Here is a 24,144-nt window from a genome sequence, read left to right on the forward strand (position 1 = left end):
CAGGATAAAGAAATGGCCATATCGAGCGACTTGCCTATAGCCTTGCCATCCGAGGATCGATACGGCCTCACCCCTTTCGCGAAAGCGCTCGCGGGCAGTATTGCGGACATGGTGGTTCCTACGGGGGCGGTTCTGGCCATCAATGGGCCTTGGGGCGCAGGCAAGAGCAGCGCCATCAATCTGATTGAGCATCATCTGAAACCATCCGTCGAAAGGGGTGAGATGGTTCTCGTGCCGTTCAATCCCTGGTGGTTCGCCGGGGCTGACACGTTGATCCTGGCGTTCTTCCGGGAACTTGGCAAGGCGATCGAGCCGTCGCTACCCTCGAAATTCAGGAAATCCATAGCCTCCCTAGGACAAGGCATTTCCTCGTTGGGGACCATCGCGGGCGCCGTCGCAGACATGAAAGCTCCGGGTATTGGCGCCATCGTTTCGGGGGCGGCGGGTTTTATCGGTAGGGCTCTGGCGTCGGACAAGACTGTGGAAGAGGAACACAGGCTAATTTCTCAAGCGTTGGCCGATCAAAAGAAGCGCTTCGTTGTCGTGATCGATGACATCGACCGCCTCAGCCCGGACGATGTGCTCACAATTTTCCGTCTGATAAAATCGGTTGGCCGGTTGCCCAATGTAATCTATCTGCTGGCTTTTGATCGACAGATAGCGGAGCGCATTGTCGCGGAACGCTTTCCATCCGAGGGCGCCAGTTACCTCGAGAAGATCATTCAGGGCTCCTTCGAATTGCCCCCACCGCGTCTTGATTTCCTCCGGTGGCATTCCGCAGAAGTCGCAATGAAAATCATGGGTGAGCCTGACGAAGCAAAGAAGACGCGCTTTTGGAATGTCTTCTATGACATCGTAAGCCCGACGATCCGTACGCCGCGCGATGTGGCGCGCATCGGTAACCAGCTGTCAACCACGTGGGGTGCAGTCGCAGGGAACGTCGATCAGGCGGATTTTCTAGCCGTCATTGCGATGCAGTTGTCAGAGCCGACCATCTATGCTGCGGTCCGCCAGAACCCGGATCTGCTTTGTGGCATCGAGCATATGGGCAGTCACCGTCGGGAAAATCAGGCCGAGGACTACGACGCTCTTTTTAGCCTGAACACTAGGAGCGAGCGGGACCGAAAGAGGTTGCGGACGGGTCTCACCCGTCTCTTCCCACGTCTGGACGCCGGGTGGGCCAACACTTATCACCAAGGTGAAGGCTTCGACCGGGAACGCCGGATTGCCTCGGAAAAGCATTTCCAAAGCTACTTTGCGTTCTCCATTTCGGAGGACGTTATACCCGCCGACCAACTCGATGCGCTGGTTGATCGCGCCGATGATACAGCTTTCATCCAGGACGCCTTCCGCACGGCACTCGGCGTCAGGCGCGCCACAGGAGAGACGAACGTCCCATTGCTGCTGGATGAGCTCTCAGTCCACGCGCCGGAAATCTCTAATCCAAAAATCCCGCAACTTGTGGCCACTTTGTTCACGATCGCCGACGACCTCAACGTCAAGGGCGATGCGAAGCAAGGTTTCGGCGGATTCGGCAACAATCATCTCAGACTTCACTGGTTGCTGAACCGGCTCGTGCATGATCGGTTTCCGATCGAGCAACGTGATGCAATTTACCGTGGTGCGATGGCAGTTGGTTCCCTTGCGTGGACACTGGATTTTGCGCATCGCTGCTTGGCCTACTTCGCGCCACCGGAGGATGGGAAGGAGCGCGGTGAGCCCATTGTCGGCGAAGCCGTCGCGGAGGATTTCAAGAACATTGCGCTTGCCCGATTGAGAGACGCGGCTAGCGAGGGATCATTGATCCGCAATCAAGAAATGGCTTCGCTCCTGTTCGAATGGAGGCGGTTTGCCGGCACCGACGGCGCCCAGGAGGTTCGGGCCTGGACGGATTCTGCCCTCTTAGAACCAGACTTCCTTCTCGCGCTTGCGGAGCAGATGCCTTCCTCGTCATGGTCATTCGGCATGGGCGATCGGGTTCAGCGACAAACCGTTAAAGTCGACACCAGAGCCTACGAGAAACTGATCGATATCCCTCGACTTTACGCGCGCGTCGACGAAGAACTCTCTTCTTCGCGGTTACCGCCGGAAGAGCTTGAGAAACTTCGGAGTTTCAAAGAGATTCCCCGGGGGTCACATGGCGACCGAGATGGTGCCGATTAGAGGCGGGCCGTTTCCATGGTTCCCTTTCGATTCTCTATTCTTCCTCACCTAAATCCGTGAACGACTGAAGCAGGAAGCAGGATCGCGGCCGTGACTTCATCTCTCACAACGGCCATTTCTGCGGACGGCTCGGCCTTAAAACTCCCGCGTAGCGCAAGATACGACTCAAACGGCTCAACCCGCGAGGCAGCGGTCGTCATCTGTCTCAAGGCAGCATGGTGGCGATCGTAATCCCCGGCCCGCACCATTTGGGGCAGCATGTCGATCACGGGAAGCATCGGCCCGTCTACGTCTAGATCCCCACGACATCCCCGTTCTTGCGGCGAATCTCTTATGACGGTTCAGAAGTTCGCGGATCAGCGCATGCATCATTTCGGACAGCGCAAGGAGGCGGTCATCGTCGCCTTTCCAAATAGGGTGACACAAGATTTCCGCAGTCGCGTTTCCCTCATGCCGGCGGATCGACCGCGCCTTCGTCAGTATGGTCGACGGCCTTTCCCACCGCATAAGCGAGCGTGAGAGCAATCAAGTCTGGCAGACCAAGCCTGGGGTGGCCCGCAAGCCTAGCGACATCACCAGACGCTAGGCTAATGCGCTTCGTTGCAAGTGCGACGAGGAATTCAAGGCAGGCTTCCGCTTGAGTGTCCTGTGCGTCGCTCAGCATCTTGAGGATCATGTTGCAAATCTTCACGCTGTGCTGTGCAGTTTCAGCATGCGCGAAATTAAGTTCATGAGGGAAGGCTGCACGCAGGAAACAAGCTTGGATGATCCCGTCATTGAATCGTGTGAAATTCTCACTCGCGAGCACGGCGTAGTGAAACGGCGATTGCGCGAGAGGCGCTTTCGTCTGTCCTGCTTTCGAGACCTTCCGACAGCTTTCAAGAATTGAGGATATTGTTGCAAACACATCGCCCTGGGTGATCGTGCCATCATAATCGGGATCCCAAAACGCGAAGCTGGGTCGAAGCCGAAGCGCGAAGCCGGCTCCGGTGGGCAGAAAAAAATGATCTGCGCTGATATCTCCGGACAACACAACGATCCGTTCTTCGACTTTGGGTAGAGCCGGATTGATGGGATCATTCATTCTCAGGTCGTTCGCTACTGCGTGCCAAAAGCGCAGTTCGGTCGCCCACGCGGAGAATTGGTTCGGGTGAGGAAGCGTCATTTCGTCCACGACGCATATGACGTGCTTGGGAGCATCGTTGTTGTGCTCCAAGTCACGCTGCAATGTCGTCTGGTGGGTTGCGACGGCGTGTTTTCGGAGACCTGCAAAAAACGTTCTGGGCAGGCTTTTGAAGGGCTCACGAAGATCTCGGCTTGCGTCCTGCAGGGATTGTCCGGCGCCTATGCTGGCCGAAACGACGATAACACCGTGGCGATCTTCATCCTCTTTGATTAGGTTGTTCGCGTCGAGTTGTCGCGGTCGTGGCAAACCGAAATTGGCAATTTCATCGGCCACGATCTCGGCAAACTTCCGGCTATCGTTTTCCCCAACGGCCAAGACATGGCTAGTTGAAGCTGGAGCGTGGCGCCGGAGGAGAATTCTGATCTGATCGCGGGCCTCCTCGTCAAGCAGGGTCTTGTCCAGATCGACATGAAGGCGATGCACATTGCGGACAGGATCTCGTTTCAGGCTGAAGGCACGCTTGCCACGGTACTTCTTCATGACCTTTTTCAACGACGGCGGCGCATCTGTGTGCACGACGATATGGGCCGAAACCGTTGCGGCATCGGCAAGGAATTGATCTCCGACGAAGGTGATTGTGCGAGAGCCGTCTCGGCACCACTCGCAGTCGGTCTCTTCATGCACTCTCAGCGCGGCAAGCTCCGCCTTGCTCATTGCCGCTCTCGCGTCGAAAATCAGTGTTCCCGTCACCTCCTCGGCTGTCGAAAACAGAGTAATGACGCGATTATCCGGCAGCTTAGTGAGGTTCGAAACCTCCTTCGGCAACGAGCCAGTTGCTGTTGCCGAGATCAATACCACTTCACGCTCGGGATCCTGCACGGTTAGGTTCTTGATACCCTCGTATGATGAAAAGCTTTCGATCCGAGGGGTAAGGAACGTTCCATTTAGGCGGCTCTTCAGCAGATAGGCGGAATAGACGAGGGAGGCTATCGACGAAGAATCAACCCAGATCTTTTGGATGTTGTCGTTTAGGTGTGGGAGCAAAACCAGCGACAGGAAACCGATCTCTTCACCTTGGATAAGCATATTTGCGGCCCGCAGGAATGCGGCCGAGTGACGTTTGCGGGGATGCACGAAATGATGTCCCGGCGGTGCTACGAGGACCGCCTCTCGCTTTTGGGCGAGATTGACGATTCCCGCCTGGAGCATGCCCTTGAAATCATTGTCTGTGAGCGAGATGGTGCCCTGGATCGCGGAAGATTTGGTCACTTTGAGTCTTCCGCGAGGATCAAATTCCACCACTAGCACTGGGATAGTCGCATTCGCTAACCGAAGGGTTGGACCCGAGGCGATCGATCTCTTGACACTGGTTTTCACTGCTGCGGCAACATCTTTTGGAGCGATCACGACAAGAGCATCCGGATAGGGATGTTCGCCGAGCGTCTCTTGGTCCACGATATTGGTCAGGTCTTGCTGATTGAATTTTTCCTCGGTGGTCACCACCACGAGGATGTCGCCGATGCCCGGCTTGGTCCAACGGAAGTGATATAACGATGCCATCAGCTTCCCAGGCCCATCGGAATAAGGATCGAAAACACTGCGCCAACAACCGGCGCATGGGGGCGTATCGTCAAGCCGCCTTCAGAATCATAGAAGGAGGTATCTTCCTCCTCAAAGCGCGGGACTTTCAGCCCAGGCGGAAACCATTTGTAAAGCGATAGGCGGCCGGTGCGTAAACGGAGAAAGCCGCCACACGCCTTGAGAGCCAGCATCACTCTAGGGAGCCCCAGCCCATGTGCAGGATTCGACTGTGTCGTCACGTTCTTCAAGAAGCAGCTGCGAACAAGTTGATATTCCTGGTCAATGGAAAAATCGTCGGGAATCGCCGCGCGGTTTGCGCGAGCCGCGAGCCCGGGTCCGCTGTCGAAGACCGAAATTTCCAAGAATTCAACGCGCGGCCGAATGGCTAAGCGCCTCATGCTGGCAAAGTATTGTCGAAGAGAATTGGATCCGGCGGTGTGCTTTTCAAAGGGGATGTCGACCGGTCTCAATGCAAACACGATGCCGCGCGCGGATCGGCGATACAACGCATCACGGAGATCGGTGCGCGCATGAAGATGGGTGTTGGAGAATAGTTCCTTCAATAGACTGGCCAACGCCTCGGTGTCGATCTCATGAAGCGCCAATCTGTTACGGGACAAGAACCGGCCGACTGTCTGTTGGACAACGCCCAGAAAATCGCTGCGAACCTCACCGGTTGTAGGGTGGTAGAGAAGTGGATTGGGGCCGTCTGGTTCCAGATGGTCAAGGGAGATGAGCGGCAGGACCTGGCCATGGATCATCTGGGCAAAGTCGCCACTGTACAGCGCATGCCGCCTTCGATTCACCAGCTTTAGCATAGCTGATGTCACATCGCGCTCGCCATCTCGGCCGATGATGCGGTCGGCGAACGCGGCGGCGATAAGGCCATACGTTCTATTCAAAAACGTGACAGCGGCGATATTGGGCTCTTCATCCGCAGCTAGCCTTAAGGTCGCAGGCTGGTTCGCTCTGGCCCAAGTGACAGCCAGTTGTGCGCCTGTTACCGATCCTCCGGCTCGAGCCTCCAATGGCCACTTGTTCGGAAGCGTTAGGATGCTACTGCGGCGGGCAAAGTCGCCCATTGCTCGCTCGCATTCTATGTAGCCGGCATTGCGGCCGAGTTCATCGTGATCTTCTGCTGGGTGTTCCATGCGGCTAAGGATGCTACGTCCGATTCAACGTTGCCAGAAACTCGTCCCATTCTCGCTTCGACATCGCCGTGTCCGAATGCTCGACTTTTTCGCCGGCAAGCATCCGGCGCAAGGCCTTGAACGCTTCGCCTGAGAAGGTTGCTGCTTCCAGTCGGTGTTCACGAAATGCCTCGAACGTCATTGGAACCCATTTCCTCATCACGTCTAGGATGACCTCGGCATAGGCCCTGATCTCATATTGAGCATGCGGATCGACGCGCAGCCTGAGGAAATTCATGAGGTTGTGCAGGTCTGTCTTCCAGTACCACTGGGTATAGAAATTAAGCGACAGGTTCATGCGCGCAAGTTCGCGGGCCAGCCCCTGACGGTTTTCATCTAGTTGCTCGCCAGCCTCGTTATGATTGAGCATATCAAGATAGTGATCGTAGTTGCGCTCTGCGTCTTCGCTTAAGATTCGGAGCACATGTTTCGCCTCCTCCGGTCCGACGACCTCGCCCCGCCCCTGTCGGTTTTGCACTGACTGTGCTGCCAACTGATCAGGCGTAGGCACGTAAAATTCGCGGTCAAGGATCGAGTAGCGCGCTGAGTACTCGTTCACGTTGGCCATTCGGTGCCTGATCCACTGCCGCGCAACGAAGATCGGCATTTTGACATGGAGTTTAATCTCCGCCATCTCGAACGGCGTCGTATGCCAATGACGCAGCAGATAATTGATAAGGCCACGATCCTCCGAGACCTTTTTGGTCCCGCGACCGTACGATACTCGGGCGGCTTGGACGACGGCTCCATCGTCACCCATGTAGTCCACAACCCTTACAAACCCATGATCGAGGACCGGAATGGACTGGTACAGAATGGCTTCCAGCCCCTCCGAGACGGTGCGACGGGTGGGTATGATCGTCTCTCGTGATTTTTCGATTTCGAAAGACTGGTCACTAGAGAGATTGCTCATTTCTGATCCTTCGTTCGCGGCGGAGTGAAGTGCTTGTATTGCGGCTCGTCTATAAATTGAAGCGCTGACTTCGGGCGTTTGCCTACTTCGCTTTGCACCGCAGATGGGGCTGGAATGGCTCCGTCCTGTTCCATCGTTAGGCGATTTAGACCTAAAATAGGCTTTCGATCTTCCTCCTTATGCCGTCGATCACCGATCGAGAACAGTCTTTCCGGAATACGCGCATCACCGTGATCTCGCAGGCCCGCAGCACGCAAGCGGCAAAGACAGCGGCCGTCGGGCAACGGCTTCCCTTCGGTGTGACGGCGCGCACGACATCAATGTCCATGTCACTCGTAGTAGGCGTTGGCTTCTTTTTTAAGGCATCGGCCTGCCGACGCCGAGTGATCGCAGCGGGCAGCGGCCCCTTGCAACGCTCCCCACTCTGCGTCAGGGATGGTCCCCGCAAGGGTAAAGACCCTTCAGCTTGGGCAACAGCCCGACCCGCAGGACGACGCCTTCGGGATTCCCAGTCAGGCACGCGCTTGCCGGGCGGCGGATCAAGAGTATTGGATGTAAGTGGATGCACACGACAACGCACCGCGGATAGTTCGTCGCGGGCGCACACCGCATTTGTGCGGCGAGGAGGGGATATCTTGTGAAGAAACGGAGCCGCACAGCAAAGCAGGGTCGAGCGGGAGTCATTGCCGTCGAACAAGCATGCAACGAGCTGGACCTGATCTGGCGCAGCTTGATTGAAGAGGACGTTGGCGTCGACGGCACCATTGAAATTGCACTGGGGGAATTTCCGACCGGCAAGATCATCGGGGTCCAGGTCAAGTCGGGCGGAAGCTATATCCGCTCGGAGACCGAAACATCCTTCAGATTCTATCCGGACAAGGATGATCTGGACTATTGGCGCAAGCTTTCTATCCCACTCTTCCTGCTGATCCATAACCCCGGAGACGGCAACGTGTATTGGGTCGATGTGAGCAGCGCGTTCTCCGAGGAACGGCACGATCAGGACGGTGTCGTGAGTATTTCGTTCTCGAAGACGAACAAGCTCGACAACGCGTTCCAAGCATACCTGCACGGGCGCTTCGATCTGACTGTCTATTCCGGCGCTCAGTACGCTGAACTCCGCAAGGAGCTCGAAGCATTGGTGCATCGGGACGGAAGCGGTCATAGCCTCGTCGAGGTGACCGCGCTCGACCTCTTCGTAGAAGGTCTGTGGGGGCTCTGCAGCAAGCTTCAGTTCCATTCGAGCTTGCTGGCCGACATCATTCGCAAAACGGTCCGGGAACGCGACGGCCGGATTCCGATCACCTACACGTTCAACCGCGCGGGGCTCTACCCTTTCTTCTCGACCTATTTCAGTCTGCTTGCCCGGCATCATATCGCGCTCTTAGACGTGGCCGATATAAGCGAATCTCTCTACGGCAAGCTTGAATATCCGACATTCATCGCACCGCTGACGACCAATGGGCGCCGGTTCGTGAAGTATCTGCAGGCTGCCGGATTGCCGCGGGTGCGCGACAACCAATACATGACTCTGTCGCTTCATCCTCACATCCAGATCGAGGTCTACGCGGGCTTCGATCTTGTCGACGGTGAGGCGGAGTTCGGTCCCTACACCGATGTCCTCGCGATCAGCTTCAATGCCTATCTCGATTACTACCATCTTTCACACTGGCACCGTGCGCGGCCGGAACAACCGGTTGTCGAGATGGCTCGCCAGAACATTCACTATCATGCGCTTCGCGATTACATCTCAACCAGGTTCAAGGACACGCCCAAGAACAATGTGCTGTTCCGTCATCGCGATATTCCGCTCAGTCCGCTGATATGGCTGGCTGATGGATTGGAACGACGATCGTCACGGCGTGCCGAGCTCCTGGCTTCGCGGGCGGTCGGGGACGGAGACCATGGGATTCGCGGACGAAATGATGGCGATCCTAGGCCCTATGGGGGTGGCCACCACAGGGGAGCCGCCTGAACCGACCTTTCCGAATCCGAACCTTGGGAATGGCGAGTACCTCGATCGCATCGACGCCGGCGGAAATAACGGGGCCGCGCTCTGATACGGATTGAACGACGCAGCAGCGTCATCGAAGAGACCAAATTCAGGTCGGCCGGCGAGCCGTAGATCTGCTGCAGTGAATGCGACCTGCGGCCTGGTTTCGAGATATTCGGGCGATTGAGCGGCTCCTGCAAAAGCTGCCGCCGCCAGGAGTGGTGGGCGACGCGGATCGAAAGACCCAGCTAGAGATTAAACTCCATCCATCTATCGGAAATCCCGCGCCTTCACCTTGAACCTTCGGCAAACTCCGCGGATCGATACCCGGCGCGCAGTGATGGCTTGGTCACCTCAACCATGCGGCAGCGGAAACGGCGTTGCGCGGTTTACGGTCTCACAGCCGCGGGGCGCACTCGTGCGCGAACCTCGTCGTAGAGCGCAATTTGCCCCGGCATGGAGATCGTGACCGCAAGCCCGAACGGAACCAGTTCGTCGATGTTCTCGCCCGTGCTCGGCTCGCGCTGAATCCTCAGCGGAAGGACCATGTTGGCCGTCACAACAGCCGCACGGTCGCCACTCCAGCAGCGTGTGCAGACTGTTCCGCGATTGATTTGGTTTCCGTCGGGCTGGTTTCCGTGCGCGGCAACGCCCAGGCCCTCGATATCAGCCGGATCCAGAATTTTCATGCGGACCGCCCTGTAGGCCTTGCGGCCGGGCAAGACAGGCGTGAGCCAGGCAAGCGTTGCCGCAATATAGTGCGGCTGCGCCCTCCCGCCGATCGCGGCTGGTATCGGAACCGTTATGTCCAGGCTCCGCTCGTCGCCCAACGATCCAACTGCCCAGAAGGTGGCCCGGTCGGCAGCGCAAGCCACCGTGTCCTCTGGGTCGAGGGCGCCATAGCCGATAAAGCGCCGAATATTATCCTTCTGACGCGGCGCTTGCCCTCTTCCGAAGGGCCCAAGAAGATCCCGGACAAGTGACGCGGTAGAGTCGGGCCAGCGCGCGGGATGTACCAACAGGGCCTTGATCAGGACGGCACGCTGCGCGTTCGACAGCTGGAGAAACTCCTGGCCGTATTCCTGCTCAAGCGCATCATGAATCCTGTGAGCCGTCCTGGAAGCCAGAGCGGCGGCGGCGCTCGTCCCATTTGTGTACGCCTCGGCGCCCTCGACTCCCGCCAAAGCCGGAGGCGCGGCAACCTTCAGGCCGGCTCCCCTGCTTGCGCGGGCTGGAGCCACCACGATCTCGCCGCCGCCACTCCGCATCACGCGAAGATGCTCGCGAGCGCCAGGCATGAGAATGTCTGGCTTTACGGCATCGGCGAAACCCGGACCGAGCGCGCTTGATGGATTCGAGGTGTCGAGTGCGGGAAATGGATTGATATTCGCTCGCGCATGAGGCCTGTCGGCTTGCGGCACCCAGTCAACGTTCCGAGCACCAATCGTGAGCCCATTCACCGTTTCCGCCGGGGACAGGAGCCGGCGGTCGGCCTGAATGTCGGCGAGCGCCCGAACGACAGCACGGGCTCGGGCGTCATCCTGTGCATTCTCGAATTCCAGGCTGGTGGGAAATGCACGCATGGGAAATTCGTCGGTGACATTGCCGGCGCTTACGAGGAAGAGAATCCCGAACTGGTAGGCGAGCCGATCCAGAAGTCGGGCCCACGGCGACAGGTGTCCATGAAACGGCCGGCGAGCGTTGCCGAGCGATATGTTGATGATGATTACGTGCGGCGCTGAGGGATCGGCTGGGCCTCGCATGCGCAGCACTGCCTGATAGATCAGGTCGACAATAAGCCGGTCCGGAGGAAAGCGATCGGCAGCACCAAGCACCGGAATAAAATGTATCTGCCGCGGCAACGGCGCCTCCGGTCGGTTGCGGTCGCCATGCACGATGAGGGAGGCCATCGCCGAACCGTGAACACGTTGTGCCACCAATGTGTTTGGCTCGAGCCCGAAGAGATCCTCGACGCTGACATGTTGCCGAAGAAGTGGGTGGCCTACCACCGGCACGCCGTCGAGCACCGCCAGAATTGGATCGTTGACGACGGCCTGGGGAGCAATGGGGGCAAGCGGAACCGTATCGGCGACGTTGATTCCGGAAACGACGCTTTGAGGCCGGATATACATGACCTGCTCGATCCCGGCCAAGCTGGCGGCCGATCTGTCCACAATAGGCCTGATGGCGGCGACCGGCAGTCGCGCCAGAATTGCGTGATAGGCGATATCGGCCAATCGTGCCCGGCTGAGGACTGTCCCGCCATACGCCCCGATCGCCCGTGCGACCGTTGCCTCATTCACCGCAGCGGCGTCAGCATTCGACCTGAACACGATCTCTATTTCGAGCGGGATCTGCTCGTCCTCCGCTTTGCCGAAAATCTCCTCGTCCAGGATTGACGCGTCTGCCGGCTGCACTCGATCTTCGGGCCCCCAGGGCCGCAGATCCCTGAGACAGGCGAAGACATCGCGCCAAGCGGTGTGTCCCTCCGGAAGGTCCCTTCCGGCGACCCAGGTTCGCCAAAGGCTCTCGATCTGCCGCAAGGCCCGTACATCGGGAACAAGCAAGTACGCGACGGGCGCCACGTCTTCATCGCCCGGCAATTCCTCTTCGTCGATCAACTCAAGACCCGCAACCCTGCTCACCGCCTTGGCGAAAGCAGCGATACTCCCCCTCACTTCAAAGACGAGAAGCCGCTCGGGAGCCAAGGCTGCGGGATCGGCCCGTAACTCAAGAGCAGCGGGGTCTCGCGCAAGCACTTCAGCAAGGCGGGCGAACCTTTGGCCGAAGCGCTGCTCCTGATCTGCTCGCGGGTAGGCCTCAGGCCGCGGAATGACCGCGCGTCTTCCCGGCAGCCTTGGCTGGGGTTGACCGGTATTTAGCCTGAGAAGGGGTTTGGTCGGATCGCTCGGCATTTGGCACCTCTGGTCGCACTCGAGATGCCCAGAGATCTATTTCCGCCCGCAATGCGTCATTGATCGAAAGCTCCCCCAAGCCCAATATTTGTCGTCGTCGAACATTCTGGCAAAAATCGATTGCCTCTGCGTAGCTCACCAGACCGAGCTTGCTTCCCACAGAGCGTACCGGGAGACGCGGTTGGTCGGGCCACTGAGACATCACGCGATCGAGGAAAATCTCGATCTGCTTCTTGTCCGGAGCAGGAAAACCAAGGCGAAGCTGGAACCGGCGCCAGACAGCGCGATCGAGGAGTTCGGCGTGGTTTGTTGCAGCGATGACGATGACGTAGCTTGGAAGCTGGTCCAGCTGCATCAAAAGAAACGATACGACCCGCTTGATTTCGCCGGTCTCGTGCGTGTCGCCGCGCTCCTTTCCGATGGCGTCGAACTCATCGAAGAAAAGCACGCTGGGTCGGCTGCGGACATAGTCGAAAAGCTTCCTGAGACGCGCGTTCGTCTCGCCGAGATAGCTCCCGATGAGAGCATCGTATCGCACCATGAAGAAGGGCAGGCCCAAGGCCTCTGCAACCGCTTCGGCAAATGAGGTCTTTCCGTTTCCCGGCGGTCCTGAAAGCAGAACGCGATGGCGAGGTTCGTAGCCATGGGCGCGCAATACATCGGCACGGACGTGCTCTTCGATCAACTGGCGACCGCCCTCCTGAACAGGCAGCGGTAGAAGCAGTTGCGACATCTGCGTCCGCGGCTCGAGCTCAAGAATCGCATCCTTGCCGGCACCGGCCAAGGTGGCAGCAGTGGTCAACGGGGAAGGCGTAACCGGAACGGACGACAGAGCCCTTTCCAATCTATCTGCCACGATGTGGTGGTTTTGGGCGCGCTCCTCGGCCACGATGGCCTCGGCGGTCGACCTCAGCATCTCCCGGTCGCCGGTAGCACCGGCGCGCACCAAGGAAACCAGGAGGTCACTACGAGCCATAATTCGCTACGGTCTTTCGCCATTTCTCGGAACAGAGTTCCATCGCCGAATCGTACACGAAAAGTTCTTAACTGTCTTGCAATGGGGCGCACCAATGCGGGTACTGCTGACCGAAATCAACCGCTTTACGGCCTTTCGCCAGTTCATAGCAGCCCCCAAGCTCGAAACCGACCGTCCCCGTCATCTCGCGCAGACCGAGCTCGCCCGACGAGGTTGCATCAGCGCTCAAGATGTCGATCACCCCGAGCGAAGTCTGCACTAAAAGGCCCAACGGCGTCAGCACTTCCGCTTGATGTCAGCGCCCTTCACGATCTCGATCCTAACCCTTTCCGAATAATCCGTTCAGGGGTGCGGGGTCCAGAGAGCACCGCTTTTCGGACGGGCTCAGGCGTATCGGGCCAAAGCACGCTGTTGAGAAACTTGGGCTGCAGCGTAGTAGCGGCGGCCTCAATTCGTCTTCGTCTTCCGCCGCCGACCGGCTCCTCGGGCTTGCCTGAAATCCGGGGCGGGCTGCGAAGTCGCGCTGAGCTTCGGAAAACCCAGCGATCCCCCTCAGCAGGCCGATCGCTACGATGATCACAATCGTCACCACCCCTGCCGTCGTCCAGAAACCGCTCGACGTCCATCCGGCCGATTCCACGGACGGCCCGCTGGTGGAAATCACGTCAGTGAGAGCTTTCTCACCTGATAGGAGTTGCGACCTCACAGTGGACTTGGGGACACTCTCCAACGCGGCGATCTCGGGTACGGTCTTCTCCTCCACCATCCGGCGGTAAAGCGCTCGCAGCTGAGCGTCGTTGAGCTTGTCCGAAAGGCGGCCACCGAAATCGAAGAGGAGAGGCGCTGTATCGAGATCGTAAATTGTCCGCAGTTGAATCGCCATCGACCCAGGGACCAGCTTGTCGAGTGGATCGCGCGCCGGATCGAACCGGGATACCGGCGAATTGATGCCTGGGACACCTTCGCGTCTGTCCTCATCGAACGCAGCCGTTTCCTTGCGTAGTTTGAGACGGTCGTCACGCAGAAGGTTAATCAGCTTGCGATGGCTTGTGGTCTTGAGCCACGCAAAGTTGTTATGGATCTGGACGCCATCCAGGCACCGCCTGTGGTAGGCGATCATAGCCTGCTGAATTGCATCGTCGGCGAACGACGTATCAACTCGATGCAGTGAGCGGATGAGGTCGCTGCGCTCCAGATCGCTCAATCGTGGTTCGCATGGAGCGTCCCCGCCGGCAAAGGCAGCAGCAACTGACATTGAGAGTGCCAAAAGGGCCGCCAGCGGACCGATGCCACGCAGGTTCGGATAAATGTTCACGGAAATTCCTCCCGTTGCGGTATGTGAGAACTCACTGAAACGAGTGCAAGGGGCCCGGCCTGTAGCCGGCCCCCCCGTCATCAGCACTTCCGCTGGAACGTCGCGCACCTCCACGGATCGCGAACGATGTTCGCGATCGTGCCGCGGTCACCGCCGAGGATGAACTCGCGGACTTCCGGTGCGATGGCGTGATCGCCACCGAACGGCTTGCCATGTGCGATTTCTCCGACGTCGACGTTGGTCATCCGATCCGGCAGGAGCAGAGCGAGGCCGTAGGTCGCCCAGATGGCATAGGTCTTGATCGCGCCGTTGACGAGCAGGTTGGCGGGCGCAATCGCTGCGGCGCAGCCTTCAGCTTCCCCCGAGGCCTGTGACATCCCCGTGCGATAGCTCACGGCGATGTTGTTCGCCTTCTGAACCAAGGTGACCAACTCGCCCCGGTACTCGACCAGGTATTTGTCGGGATCCAAGCCCGCCTCCTGTACCCGCTTGATTTCCGCATAGACGGAGGTCAGCAGTGGGTCGAACTTCGCCTGCGTAGCGCTGGCCGAGGCTGCGTACTTGTTGGTGCAGTAGTCCGCGGCTTGGGCACCTGAGACCGCGAGAGCCAGGATGACGCCGACAGCGCCGACGCCAGCGTATTTGCTAAAAATGTTTTCCATTTCGATCACCATTGAGCGGTTCGTGAGCAAGGCCCCATGCCTGTCTCTTTCGCTCCCTTGCGACCTAAGGACCCGTGCCGATCTCCAGAGTGCGCATTTGCGGACGATATTCCGTCAGATTCCGCATAACCCTTTGAGAATATGGGAGTCTTTTTTCCACACTTCCCGTCTTCTGCCATCCCCCCTTCCTCAAATAGCCCCGGGGGCGGGCGGCAGAAAACCGCCATGTTGATCCTGCCGACTACGTGCCTTCCGCCATGCAGGTCTTCGAAAAGCGAAAATCGATGGTAGCTCAATTTGGTCGACAGGATTGGCTTCCTCGGCTTTCCAGCCGATCGAGGGCACCGGCCCACTCGACGTGGAACGACGTGCCTTCAGTTGCGGGTTAGATGATCCCCCACGCACGAAACCTTCCCCTGCCCGTCATCTCGCGCAGGCCAAGCTCGCCGATCAGGTTGAGCGCGCCCTGTTTTGTCACTTTTAGCCGCTCCTGGATCATGCCTGCCGAGACGAGTGGCCGCGACAGCACGAGTTCGACCACATCGGCCAATTTCGAGTTGGCGCGGCGGCCGCGGAGTTTTCGCTCCATCTGGCTTTTTGCCAGCACCAGCCGATCGTGTTCCTTGAGGCCAGCCACTGCTGCGTCGTGAATGGCATCGAGCAAGGCGAGCAGCCGATCGCCGCGCTTGCGCGCCCGCCGCCGCTCGCGCGGAATGTTTTTGGCACCGAGATGCAGGCAAGCGAGATGGTTGGCGGCAAGACCCTCCTGGCGCAGCAGTGCGGCCACGAGCAGCTGCCCGAGCCAGGCGGCATGCTGCAGCACCTCGATGTCGGACCAGGCCTCGAGCAGGATTGTGGCGCGCAGCACCGACGGCCACTCCCGCGTGTCGGCGAGCACGGCCTGCCATTCGGCCAGCCGTTCTTCTTCATTCCAGTCGAGATCGTAGATCAGGCCGTTTTGCGGCTCCGGCCGGTCGTCCAGCCGCGCCGCTTTCGCCGGCACGTCGGCGCCGCTGAGAATCCTGGACGAGCGTGCCAGGACGGCATCGATCTCGGCAAATTCTTCGGCCAGCAGATCGGCCTCAGCGTCGTCGCGATCGTCGGCTTCCACAGAGGCAGTTCCAGCCCCCTCCCCGTCCCGGCTTTTTTGGCCCGCCGCCGGCATGGCGCCGCCGCGACCGGTCAGCGCCAAAAGACCGTCGCGGCTGAGCGCCCAGTCCGGCTTTTGCGCAAAAATCCGCCGGCGGGTTCGCAGCACCGCGTGCGCCCGGGTGAGTTCGTGGGTCGGGGTGCGGATGTCCATGTGGGCGTCGTGCAGCACGAGGTCCTCGAGGTGGACGAGTTCACCCTCGAGCCAGAGCGCGGAAGCCGCGTCGGCAAAATGCTGGCGCTCGACAAAGCCGTCGCGGACCGGCGAACGGGCGACCCGCTCGTCGAGGCGGACCAAAACCGCGGTCGCGCGGGCAACCGGCCCGATCAGGGTTTCCAGGGGCAGTTTGTCGAGCGTGTAAGCCATTGTTTTCATGATGGCTGATTCGCGTTGGTCAAGCTAGTGATGTGATCACTGGACTTACATCGTATCTCTTCAGGGAGCAAAATGACTATCGATAATGACCGCTTATCGATAGTGATTGTTTTCGCCGCCCAAATCAGCCAGAATCGTGCTCGTGCGGCCGGCGTTCTGGACGGCCTTTCCCGGCCGATAGAAAGGCAACCTGCATGTCCGAGCAAAAACCCGTCCGCCTGCCCGACGCCGCTTCCGTCGTAACCGTGCTCGCAGCGCTGCAGCCGCAGTCGGCCGACGCCGAGCTCGCCCCGGCCCTGAACAAGGCCTTTGCGGGCTTCGTCTTTACCGTCGCGCGGATCGACGATCCCTACTGGCGCAACCCTCATGCTGTCGTCGCTGCCGATGGCACGCGCCTCGGCGACCATCGCGCCTGGGTCGAGCGCGCACTGGCCGATGTCGGCGGCGACCTCACCGCCTTCTGGAACCGGCATCGCGAGAGCGGAGAAAAATTCGCCGAATGGCGCGGCGCCAGCGCCTTCGCCTTTGCTCCGACCGGTCCGGGCGTGGCAGACTTCGTCCAGCTCTCGCTCGGCCGCGAGACGGAACATCTGGCCGGCGCGGTGGTCGATCCCGGCTATCGCCCCACCGGCGCCGACCATCTGTTCGAGCCGACCTGGGTTTCTCGCGAGTCCGCGGCTGAGGCGCGGCAGCTCGCCGGACCGGTTTACCGGCTGCGCGGCCGCACCGGCGGCGGCATCGTCCACATGCGCAGTTTTTTGGCGCGCCGCGCCCGCATCGAACACGCGCAGCGCGAAGCGAGCCGTCCCGAGCTCGAAAACCGCATCATCCGCGAGGTCGGTCCCGACGCCACGCACGAGATTTCCTTTCTCGACGCCTATCCCGACTGGTTCGATTTCGAGCCGCGCGAAAACCGCTTTTTTGCCGACTGGGCGCGATCAAGTGCCGCAAGCGTACGCATCTTTGACCACTGGGCCTTCGACATCCACGATTTTGAGGGTCCCGGCCAAAAACGCGAGATCGGGTTTATTCCGCGACCGCTGCGGAAGCCGGCCGAGCGGCTGCTGGGCGAAGAGGGCGCGTCCGTCCATCGGCTGATGGAACGGATCGAAGCGATCGACGAAGAAGTCGGCCTGCCCTTCGCCTGGTTCTTTTTCATGACGCACGGGCACTGGGTCGATCCGGATGCCGGCCATGCGATCGCCGACGGCCTGCGCGCCGGGCGCGTGCGGCTGGCCGATGGTGATGCCGCCGTGCTGCTTGAGTGGGCAGACAGAAAATATCTGTTCTGAGCCGGCATCATGGACCTTCGCCTGCCAAAACCCGCATCCGACCAAAAACTGCGCCGCGCCGAGGCGCTCGACGCGCTGGAGTCCGTGCTGCCGTTCGACCGGCGCGACTTTTTGGCCGACATCCTCACCGACGACGACGTCGAGACGCTGCGCCACCTGGCAAGGGAGGGGATGGGGGAGAATTCGCTGCGGGCGCTGGCCTCCGACCTCGGCTACCTCGAAGCCTGGTCGCTTGCCGCGACCGGTTTTTCGCTGCCTTGGCCGGCGCCGGAGGCACTGCTGATCAAATTCGTCGCCCATCATCTGTGGGATTCGGCCAAACGGGAAACCGATGTGTCGCATGGCATGCCCGAAGACGTGGCAGCGGCTTTGAAGTCGGCCAAACTGTTGCGCGTCGACGGACCGCACGCGCCTAACACCGTGCGCCGGCGCCTGTCCAGCTGGTCGACGCTGACCGGCTGGCGCGGGTTGACGGGAAATTTTTCGGCGCCAGGCCTGCGCAGCGCGCTAAAACTGGCGGTGCGCGCCAGCGCCCGCCCGCGCGGCCGCAAGAGCAAAAAGGCGGTGACCGCCGACATCCTGTCCGCACTGCTTACGACTTGCGCCGGTGATCGCCTGGTCGACGTCCGCGACCGTGCGCTTTTGCTCATGGCGTTTGCGTCAGGCGGCCGCCGCCGCAGTGAGGTTTCGTCCCTGCGTGTCGAGCAGTTCGTTGAGGAAGAGCCTGTGCCGGCCGACCCCAAGGATCCAGAGGGGCCAAAACTGCCGTGCCTGTCGATCCGGCTCGGCCGCACCAAGACGACCCAGGCCGACGCCGACGCTTTCGTGCTGCTGGTCGGCCGCCCGGTGCTGGCCCTAAAAGACTGGCTCGAGCGCGCCCGGATCAGCGAGGGCGCCGTGTTCCGCGGCATCGACCGTTGGGGCAACCTGGAAAAACGCGCCCTGACGCCGCAGAGCGTCAATCTCATCCTGAAGCGCCGCGTCGCCGAGGCCGGGCTCGACCCGGCGGCGTTTTCCGCCCATGGCCTGCGCTCCGGCTACCTGACCGAAACCGCCCGCCGCGGCATTCCGCTGCCCGAAGCCATGCAGCAATCGCAGCATCGCTCCGTGCAGCAGGCGTCGAACTACTACAACGATGCCGAGCGCACGCTCGGGCGGGCGGCGCGGATAATCATCTGAGTCGCAGATCGATCCGACACATCACAGCTTGCGGCGTCAGCTCCAGGACAATTTGTTCCGAGGCAGCCGCGCTTGCCGCCGGCGTGTGCGGCGGCCTGTCGGAAGCCGAACGGGGCCAAAGTTCTCCGGCCATTCCCTGCGCGCCGGGCTTGCCTCGCCGGCCGAGGTCGATGAACGTTCTGTGCAAAAGCAGCTCGGCCATGCCTCGGCCGAGATGACGCGGAAATATCAGCGCCGGCGTGACCGGTTCCGCGTCAATCTCAAGGCCCCGGGGTTGTAGCCGACAGAAAGCAAAGCCCCTTCCCTTCCCCCTCCCCGTTACGCGCCAAACAGCCGCCGGTCCCAGTAGACGGGCTGGTGCAGACTTGTCTCGATCCTTGAAAACTCCGGATGCGCCGGATTGATCAGCACATTGCAATCGAGACGCGCCACGACACTCGGCACCAGCAGGATGACGCTGCGCCGGTCTAAACACCAGGTTTCGCCAAATCCCTTGCTCACCGTCGCCGGCATCGTGTCCCAGCCGGGCAGCGACGGCTGCGAAAAGACCTCGTAGCTCAGCCCGCTAGGGATCATGATTTCGATGTAGTGCTGGTTGGGCGGCAGTCGGCCGCTGCCATGCACCAGCTTTTCCAACAGGGCCGTCGAATAATGCTCGCTGGTGTAGATGACAGGACTTCCGGGCGTGTTCCATCGCCCTGACGCGATCGTCGAGCCGATCGCGTCGAAGATCGGGTAGGTGCCGGCCGGATCGCCGATGCGAAAGGACGATAGCGTGCGATCGAGAGTCTGCGCCGTCACGCAGCACTGCCGTACTTCAGACCTCCGAGGATTTCGACCACCATTTCGGCGCCGAACTCGCTCAGGATAACGACGTCGATCGGTCGCTTGTCCTCAATCATCGGGTGCGGCCGAAACAGGAAATCGCGCGCTTCCTCTTCGTTGCGCCAGACATCGACAGCAAGGCCCCAGACGCGCGCCACGCGGGCCAATCGTGTACCCTCGTCCGACGAGAGGCGATGTACCGCCTTGCGCCGCTCGTAGGTCGCCTTGGGGATCAGCCGGTATTTGAACTGAGCATCGCCAGGCGCCAGAAGATGCGCAACGCGCTCGAGCGCCCCGATGGGAAGTCCATTCTCGATCCGGGAGATCAGCCCGAAAGGCGACCGTGACGCCACCTCCTTAACGGGCAGCCCCAACACGTCGGCGACATTTCCGAACGCTAGCATATCACTCTCCATTCCATGTGAGGCAAAATATAGCCTCACATGATGCGCCATGCAAGCCCCGCATCAGCGCGACCCGATTCGCCAACGGTTACCCTGTCATCTTTGCTGTCACGCCGTTCGCTCGCAATGCCGCCATCAGCATCGGCCCGACCGAAAACTCCCCTGCCCTCGCCTTCTCGGTGAGCACCCGCAGATATCCGCCCGCGGAATTGATGTGCTGTGCCCGTTGCAGAATGCAGGCAATCACCACCGCGGCGATCTCCTGACCCATGGCATGGCAGGCCTCCTCATACGCTGACGGCGAGACACCCAGATATCCCCGCACCTGGGCGGCGGTTATCATCAGATCGCGCCAGTTGCCGATGCCGTCGACGGCGTAGTCGGCGATTTCGGGGCAGGCCTTCAGCACCAGCCCCAGCGGATAGGTTTTTTGGGGCTCTGCGGTCCTCGTTAGTGGCTCGGCCGCCGCCCCGCTTTTTTCCAAAGCAGGTTCAAATTCAAAAATAGACTCGGTATTTGAATCAGATTGCTGCCGCTCGCTTTGGGAGTCATTGCCGCTCGGATTCGTGGATTCCATATGGATTTCCAGCAGCTTATCCACGTCGTCACGCAGCACGGCCAGATCGGCCACGATGGGTTCGAGCTCGGCAATGCATGCACGGCGCGGAATTGTCTCCACAACGGCGCGGAAACGCCTCCACAGGCCTCCCCAGTCGCCCGGCACATCTTCCTCAACGGCCGCCTCGATCAGCTTCTGGATATCCCGGCGGTGTAGCGTAATGCGTTCCCTCATAAGCCTGAGCGCCCTGTTGCCGGCGCGAACATGCTCAGCCGCCGCCTCGAACTCGTTAGCACGGGCCAGCAGCGGCGCCAGCGAGAAGCCAAATGCTTCCTCGATCTCCCCTCCCCTGCCCTTGCGCGCGTAACGCTTGCCGTTCGGGCTGTCCCGCCGGATGACCAGACCGCAATCCACCAGCTCCGCCAGGTTCCTCCGCAAGGTGGAATCGGGCATGCCGTGCGCCCTGAGGGACAGCTGTGCGTTCGAGGGAAACACGATGAGGCCGTTTTCCTCACTCAGCTCGCTGTCCGGATAGAATGATAGCAGCGCATTCAGGACGGCCAGGGCGCGATCGCCGATGCCGACGATGCTCTTGCCCTCGCAGAGGTTGCGGTAGATCTGCCACTTGTCGACGACCCTGCCCTTGGGGATCTCCCGTGACTCGTTGTGCGCTGCCAGCATGGCAAGCGACATCGGCCGCCGCCCAAAGGGCGTCGTTGCAATACCCGTCTCCATTTCTTCCTTCGCCTTCAATTAGGCAAAAGAAATCCGTCCGCCGAATCGACGCTTAAAACTCTTGACACTGATTCGTGGAAATGAGATTCTCGGCTTGCTACAGATCGAGAAGGGCTTCCACGGTTCGCCGTCGGGGGCCTTTTTCTTTTGCGGTTCAGTCTCCTGTTGCTGTCCTCTCCGACTTCCTGAACGCCTCATAAAGGTCGCCAAGATTGTCAGAAATCCACGTTCCAAAGCGGCTGCCATCCGTCTCCTTCACGGTGATCGTAACGGCCTTGCCTGCCTTCTTGACACTGACGCTAACTGATTTGTCCTCGGCAGCCCAGGAATGCGCCTCTTGCTTCACACCGGCCTTGCGAACGGGCTTCCCCTTCGCATTCAGGGCTGCAAGCAACCTTTCGAAGCGTCCGTTGCTTTCCATCTCACCGAATTCGGGTTCGGACAGGATTTCATTAACTATGTCTGATTTCTTGCCGACAAGAAGGGACAGCTCGACCCACCGCTCGCGGCCGACAGACGCAGCTGATCCAATCTTGCCGATGACGGATGCCGGAATCCTTGTAACAACTGACACCATCTTTGAGACAGCAGCGGCGTTCGAGGCCAACGCCGAGGAAATAACATCTCTGTCATATCCCAGGTCCTCAAGGCGCTTTGCGAACATCGCCTTCTCGATGAAACTGAGATTTGCCCGGGCGGAATTCTCCTGACCCTGGGCAATGACATGAGTCTTGTCGTCGATCTCCTTGACGACCGCCCTCACCTTCCGCCCCAGTTCGCAGGCAACTCGGACGCGGCGATGCCCGAAAACGATCATGTAGCGGCCGTCGATACGGGGATGCGGACGAACAAGTATGGGAGAATCCTGCCCCCTCTCCTGGATCGCTTCCAGCAGCTCTTGATACTGCTCCTTGTCGTCGCCCATGCGGTCGGAAACGAACGACCCATCGATAGCGTTTGGATCAAGTTCGACCACATGCTCGCCTTCAAGATACGCATCCGCTTGCTTTGCCAACTCGTTGACCGAGCGGATCATGGATTTCGAAGCGCCTCGGATCGGATATGCCTTGGAGGCGGACGACACCTGGTCGTCGGCCTCCTTTTCTGCGAGGCCTGCAAGTAGATTCTTACGCGCCATATTTGTCTACCTCCAGAGAGCGCCTAGGTCATTGAATGCATTCGGAAAAGATCCGATTTTGTCTACGGACAAAAGTCAGCGCCCCCATGCTTCATGAATTAAGTCGGCGATTTCGCCGTTTACGACATCTAGCGCATCCATTGCCCGCTCGTATGTGGAACGGGTCATCGCATTCTTCTCGACTTCGTAGAGGGTCTGCTTGGTAATCCCCGCATCGGAAATCGCCGTTGATTTCAACATCTGGTTCTTGAGAATGAATTCGCCAAACAGCGTATGCAGGAACGCCACCATCTGCGCTTGCGGCTGATCTGTGGGTTCGAATCGAGTTACAAGATAGCGATACCACTCCAGATTCACCTCGGCACCCGCCGCCCTGATCGGCTCGAGGATGTTCCCGAGCATCAGCAGAAACTGGCCCATGCTCATCACATCGAGCATCTGCGGATGGATCGTGATCAACACTGACGTCGCCGCGGCCAGTGCGGTGATCGTCAGGTACCCGACCTGAGGCGGACAATCGATAACTATGACATCGTAGCGATCGTCGACCTCCGTCAATGCCGTCGAGATCCGCGTGAAGAACGCCCTGCCGACATTCGAAGACCTGTCCGTCATTGCCAGAGGCGTGTCGTATTCGAATTCCTGCAGCTCTAGGTTCGCAGGGACGATATCGAGACCCGGGAAATTCGTTGGCTTGATGATTTCCGAGAGAGGCACCTTCTCGTCGTCATATCGAATCGAGTCGTAAAGCGATTTCGTCTGGTCGAGTTCAGGCTGGAAGCCATGCAATGAGGAAAGCGACGCCTGCGGGTCGAGATCGACAGCTAGGACACGGTGCCCGGTCAGCGCAAGGTATTGGGCGAGGTGGGCAGCAGTGGTGGTCTTACCGCTTCCCCCCTTGAAATTGACTACAGCCAGGATCTGAAGCTTCTCGCCCGGCCGCCGATGGGGAACATACATTCGGGCGTCGGATCGCCCGTACTGGTCGAGATACTGGCGCAGCTGAAGCATCTGTTCGGCAGTATACGACCGCCTGCCCGACGCTGAGGTTTCAGGCACCGGGCCTTTGCCTTCCAGGTGCAGTTTCTTCAGATGGCTTTGGGAGACCCCAAGATAGTTGGCAACCTCGGCCAGCGAGAACGGTCGAAGATTCTTCTTTGCATGGGGAGGGAAGCGCTGCATCGAGAGTAGGTGCAACTTCTTCGATATCTGGTCGCCCTGCTCGAGAATGCTTTTCTCGAACAGCAACGGGATTTTCGTGGGAACGGGCGAACTCACGTTCATTCGATCGAGACTCTCTAAAAACGATTTTTGGCGTAAAGACACTAAGCAACCGTCATTATGTCCGATTCGTTCGATCCGGCAAGAAATTTTAAGTTAACAAAAGGTTAACGGCCTCGCGGCAGCGGAATCACGCGATCCGATTCATGCATTGAATAGGCTGCACAATTTGCCGATTTTGTCAGCGGACAAATTTCTTGCTTTCTGCAGCCGTCAGTCAGTTTTTCAAGTATATCGCCGATATCAGGCCGTGCTGGAAGCCGTCACAAGCCTCGCACCCTTCCACTTAGCCGCCTTGATGCACGGCGATGAGGTTTTGGCGGCCTGAAGCGGCGATGTGGCCGCTGTTGGGCGCTTTTCCGCGAACCTCGT

At 59.5% G+C, this 24,144-nt stretch carries 19 protein-coding genes and 1 pseudogene; 5 read left to right on the forward strand and 15 right to left on the reverse strand.

All coding sequences use genetic code 11. The features are described from left to right. The first annotated feature begins 12 nt into the window (after nucleotides 1-12). A complete protein-coding gene (locus tag NKI52_RS24975) occupies nucleotides 13-2,163 on the forward strand; it encodes a KAP family P-loop NTPase fold protein (RefSeq protein ID WP_352634115.1) in 2,151 nt (716 codons plus the stop codon). Between the two features lie 448 nt (nucleotides 2,164-2,611). Here the strand turns inward: NKI52_RS24975 and NKI52_RS24980 are convergent, their stop codons facing one another. From NKI52_RS24980 to NKI52_RS24995, 4 genes are all read right to left on the reverse strand, one after another. Further along, nucleotides 2,612-4,849: a hypothetical protein gene (locus NKI52_RS24980; protein WP_352700150.1), complete on the reverse strand. Its 2,238-nt coding sequence runs from the start codon at nucleotides 4,847-4,849 to the stop codon at nucleotides 2,612-2,614. Then, nucleotides 4,849-6,021, reverse strand: a complete 1,173-nt coding sequence (locus NKI52_RS24985) for a sensor histidine kinase family protein (protein WP_352634119.1) — start codon at nucleotides 6,019-6,021, stop codon at nucleotides 4,849-4,851. The genes NKI52_RS24980 and NKI52_RS24985 overlap by 1 nt, the downstream gene beginning before the upstream one ends. Before the next feature lie 13 nt (nucleotides 6,022-6,034). Further along, on the reverse strand, nucleotides 6,035-6,973 hold the full coding sequence (gene thyX / locus NKI52_RS24990) for an FAD-dependent thymidylate synthase (protein ID WP_352625086.1): 939 nt from the start codon (nucleotides 6,971-6,973) through the stop codon (nucleotides 6,035-6,037). Between the two features lie 151 nt (nucleotides 6,974-7,124). Further along, complete coding sequence (locus NKI52_RS24995; RefSeq protein WP_352625085.1) at nucleotides 7,125-7,301, reverse strand: hypothetical protein; 177 nt, start codon at nucleotides 7,299-7,301, stop codon at nucleotides 7,125-7,127. A 309-nt stretch (nucleotides 7,302-7,610) separates the two neighbouring features. On the opposite strand from NKI52_RS24995, the gene NKI52_RS25000 reads away from it, so the two are divergent. Further along, on the forward strand, nucleotides 7,611-8,948 hold the full coding sequence (locus NKI52_RS25000) for a DUF4365 domain-containing protein (RefSeq protein WP_352700151.1): 1,338 nt from the start codon (nucleotides 7,611-7,613) through the stop codon (nucleotides 8,946-8,948). A gap of 407 nt (nucleotides 8,949-9,355) precedes the next feature. On the opposite strand, the gene NKI52_RS25005 is transcribed toward NKI52_RS25000, so the two are convergent. The 6 genes from NKI52_RS25005 to NKI52_RS25030 form a co-directional block, all read right to left on the reverse strand. Then, a complete protein-coding gene (locus tag NKI52_RS25005) occupies nucleotides 9,356-11,881 on the reverse strand; it encodes a S8 family serine peptidase (protein ID WP_352700152.1) in 2,526 nt (841 codons plus the stop codon). Next, nucleotides 11,787-12,797 carry an AAA family ATPase gene (locus NKI52_RS25010; RefSeq protein WP_352700153.1) on the reverse strand — a complete coding sequence of 337 codons (1,011 nt, stop codon included), beginning with the start codon at nucleotides 12,795-12,797 and terminating at the stop codon, nucleotides 11,787-11,789. The genes NKI52_RS25005 and NKI52_RS25010 overlap by 95 nt, the downstream gene beginning before the upstream one ends. Nucleotides 12,798-12,924: 127 nt before the next feature. Further along, nucleotides 12,925-13,140, reverse strand: coding sequence for a hypothetical protein (locus tag NKI52_RS25015; RefSeq protein ID WP_352700154.1), 216 nt, complete (start codon nucleotides 13,138-13,140; stop codon nucleotides 12,925-12,927). Nucleotides 13,141-13,176: 36 nt separating this feature from the next. Then, complete coding sequence (locus tag NKI52_RS25020; RefSeq protein ID WP_352700155.1) at nucleotides 13,177-14,172, reverse strand: RNA polymerase sigma factor; 996 nt, start codon at nucleotides 14,170-14,172, stop codon at nucleotides 13,177-13,179. 80 nt (nucleotides 14,173-14,252) lie between these two features. After that, a complete protein-coding gene (locus NKI52_RS25025; protein WP_352700156.1) occupies nucleotides 14,253-14,846 on the reverse strand; it encodes a hypothetical protein in 594 nt (197 codons plus the stop codon). A 373-nt stretch (nucleotides 14,847-15,219) separates the two neighbouring features. Further along, nucleotides 15,220-16,359, reverse strand: coding sequence for an RHE_PE00001 family protein (locus NKI52_RS25030; protein WP_352700157.1), 1,140 nt, complete (start codon nucleotides 16,357-16,359; stop codon nucleotides 15,220-15,222). 194 nt (nucleotides 16,360-16,553) lie between these two features. Here NKI52_RS25030 and NKI52_RS25035 point away from each other — a divergent pair, with 194 nt between their 5' ends. From NKI52_RS25035 to NKI52_RS25045, 3 genes and pseudogenes are all read left to right on the forward strand, one after another. Beyond that, nucleotides 16,554-17,651 (forward strand): hypothetical protein, encoded by a 1,098-nt coding sequence (locus tag NKI52_RS25035; RefSeq protein ID WP_352700158.1) that lies wholly within the window; start codon nucleotides 16,554-16,556, stop codon nucleotides 17,649-17,651. Between the two features lie 9 nt (nucleotides 17,652-17,660). Continuing rightward, nucleotides 17,661-18,830, forward strand: coding sequence for a site-specific integrase (locus NKI52_RS25040; protein WP_352700159.1), 1,170 nt, complete (start codon nucleotides 17,661-17,663; stop codon nucleotides 18,828-18,830). A gap of 68 nt (nucleotides 18,831-18,898) precedes the next feature. Further along, nucleotides 18,899-19,110, forward strand: a pseudogene (locus NKI52_RS25045) (tyrosine-type recombinase/integrase); the annotation flags it as partial. A 38-nt stretch (nucleotides 19,111-19,148) separates the two neighbouring features. Here the strand turns inward: NKI52_RS25045 and NKI52_RS25050 are convergent. From NKI52_RS25050 to repA, 5 genes are all read right to left on the reverse strand, one after another. Then, a complete protein-coding gene (locus tag NKI52_RS25050; protein ID WP_352700160.1) occupies nucleotides 19,149-19,631 on the reverse strand; it encodes an RES family NAD+ phosphorylase in 483 nt (160 codons plus the stop codon). Then, the gene (locus NKI52_RS25055) at nucleotides 19,628-20,059 is read right to left on the reverse strand and encodes an antitoxin Xre-like helix-turn-helix domain-containing protein (protein WP_352700161.1); all 432 of its coding nucleotides are present in this window, start codon (nucleotides 20,057-20,059) and stop codon (nucleotides 19,628-19,630) included. Before NKI52_RS25055 ends, NKI52_RS25050 begins: the two co-directional genes overlap by 4 nt. Before the next feature lie 88 nt (nucleotides 20,060-20,147). After that, nucleotides 20,148-21,353, reverse strand: a complete 1,206-nt coding sequence (repC, locus tag NKI52_RS25060) for a plasmid replication protein RepC (RefSeq protein WP_352700170.1) — start codon at nucleotides 21,351-21,353, stop codon at nucleotides 20,148-20,150. A gap of 154 nt (nucleotides 21,354-21,507) precedes the next feature. Beyond that, complete coding sequence (repB, locus tag NKI52_RS25065) at nucleotides 21,508-22,491, reverse strand: plasmid partitioning protein RepB (RefSeq protein ID WP_352700162.1); 984 nt, start codon at nucleotides 22,489-22,491, stop codon at nucleotides 21,508-21,510. Nucleotides 22,492-22,566: 75 nt separating this feature from the next. After that, the gene (gene repA / locus NKI52_RS25070; protein WP_352700163.1) at nucleotides 22,567-23,775 is read right to left on the reverse strand and encodes a plasmid partitioning protein RepA; all 1,209 of its coding nucleotides are present in this window, start codon (nucleotides 23,773-23,775) and stop codon (nucleotides 22,567-22,569) included. Between the last annotated feature and the right edge of the window lie 369 nt (nucleotides 23,776-24,144).

Source organism: Mesorhizobium sp. M0590 (genome assembly GCF_040320905.1).
GTDB lineage: Bacteria > Pseudomonadota > Alphaproteobacteria > Rhizobiales > Rhizobiaceae > Mesorhizobium.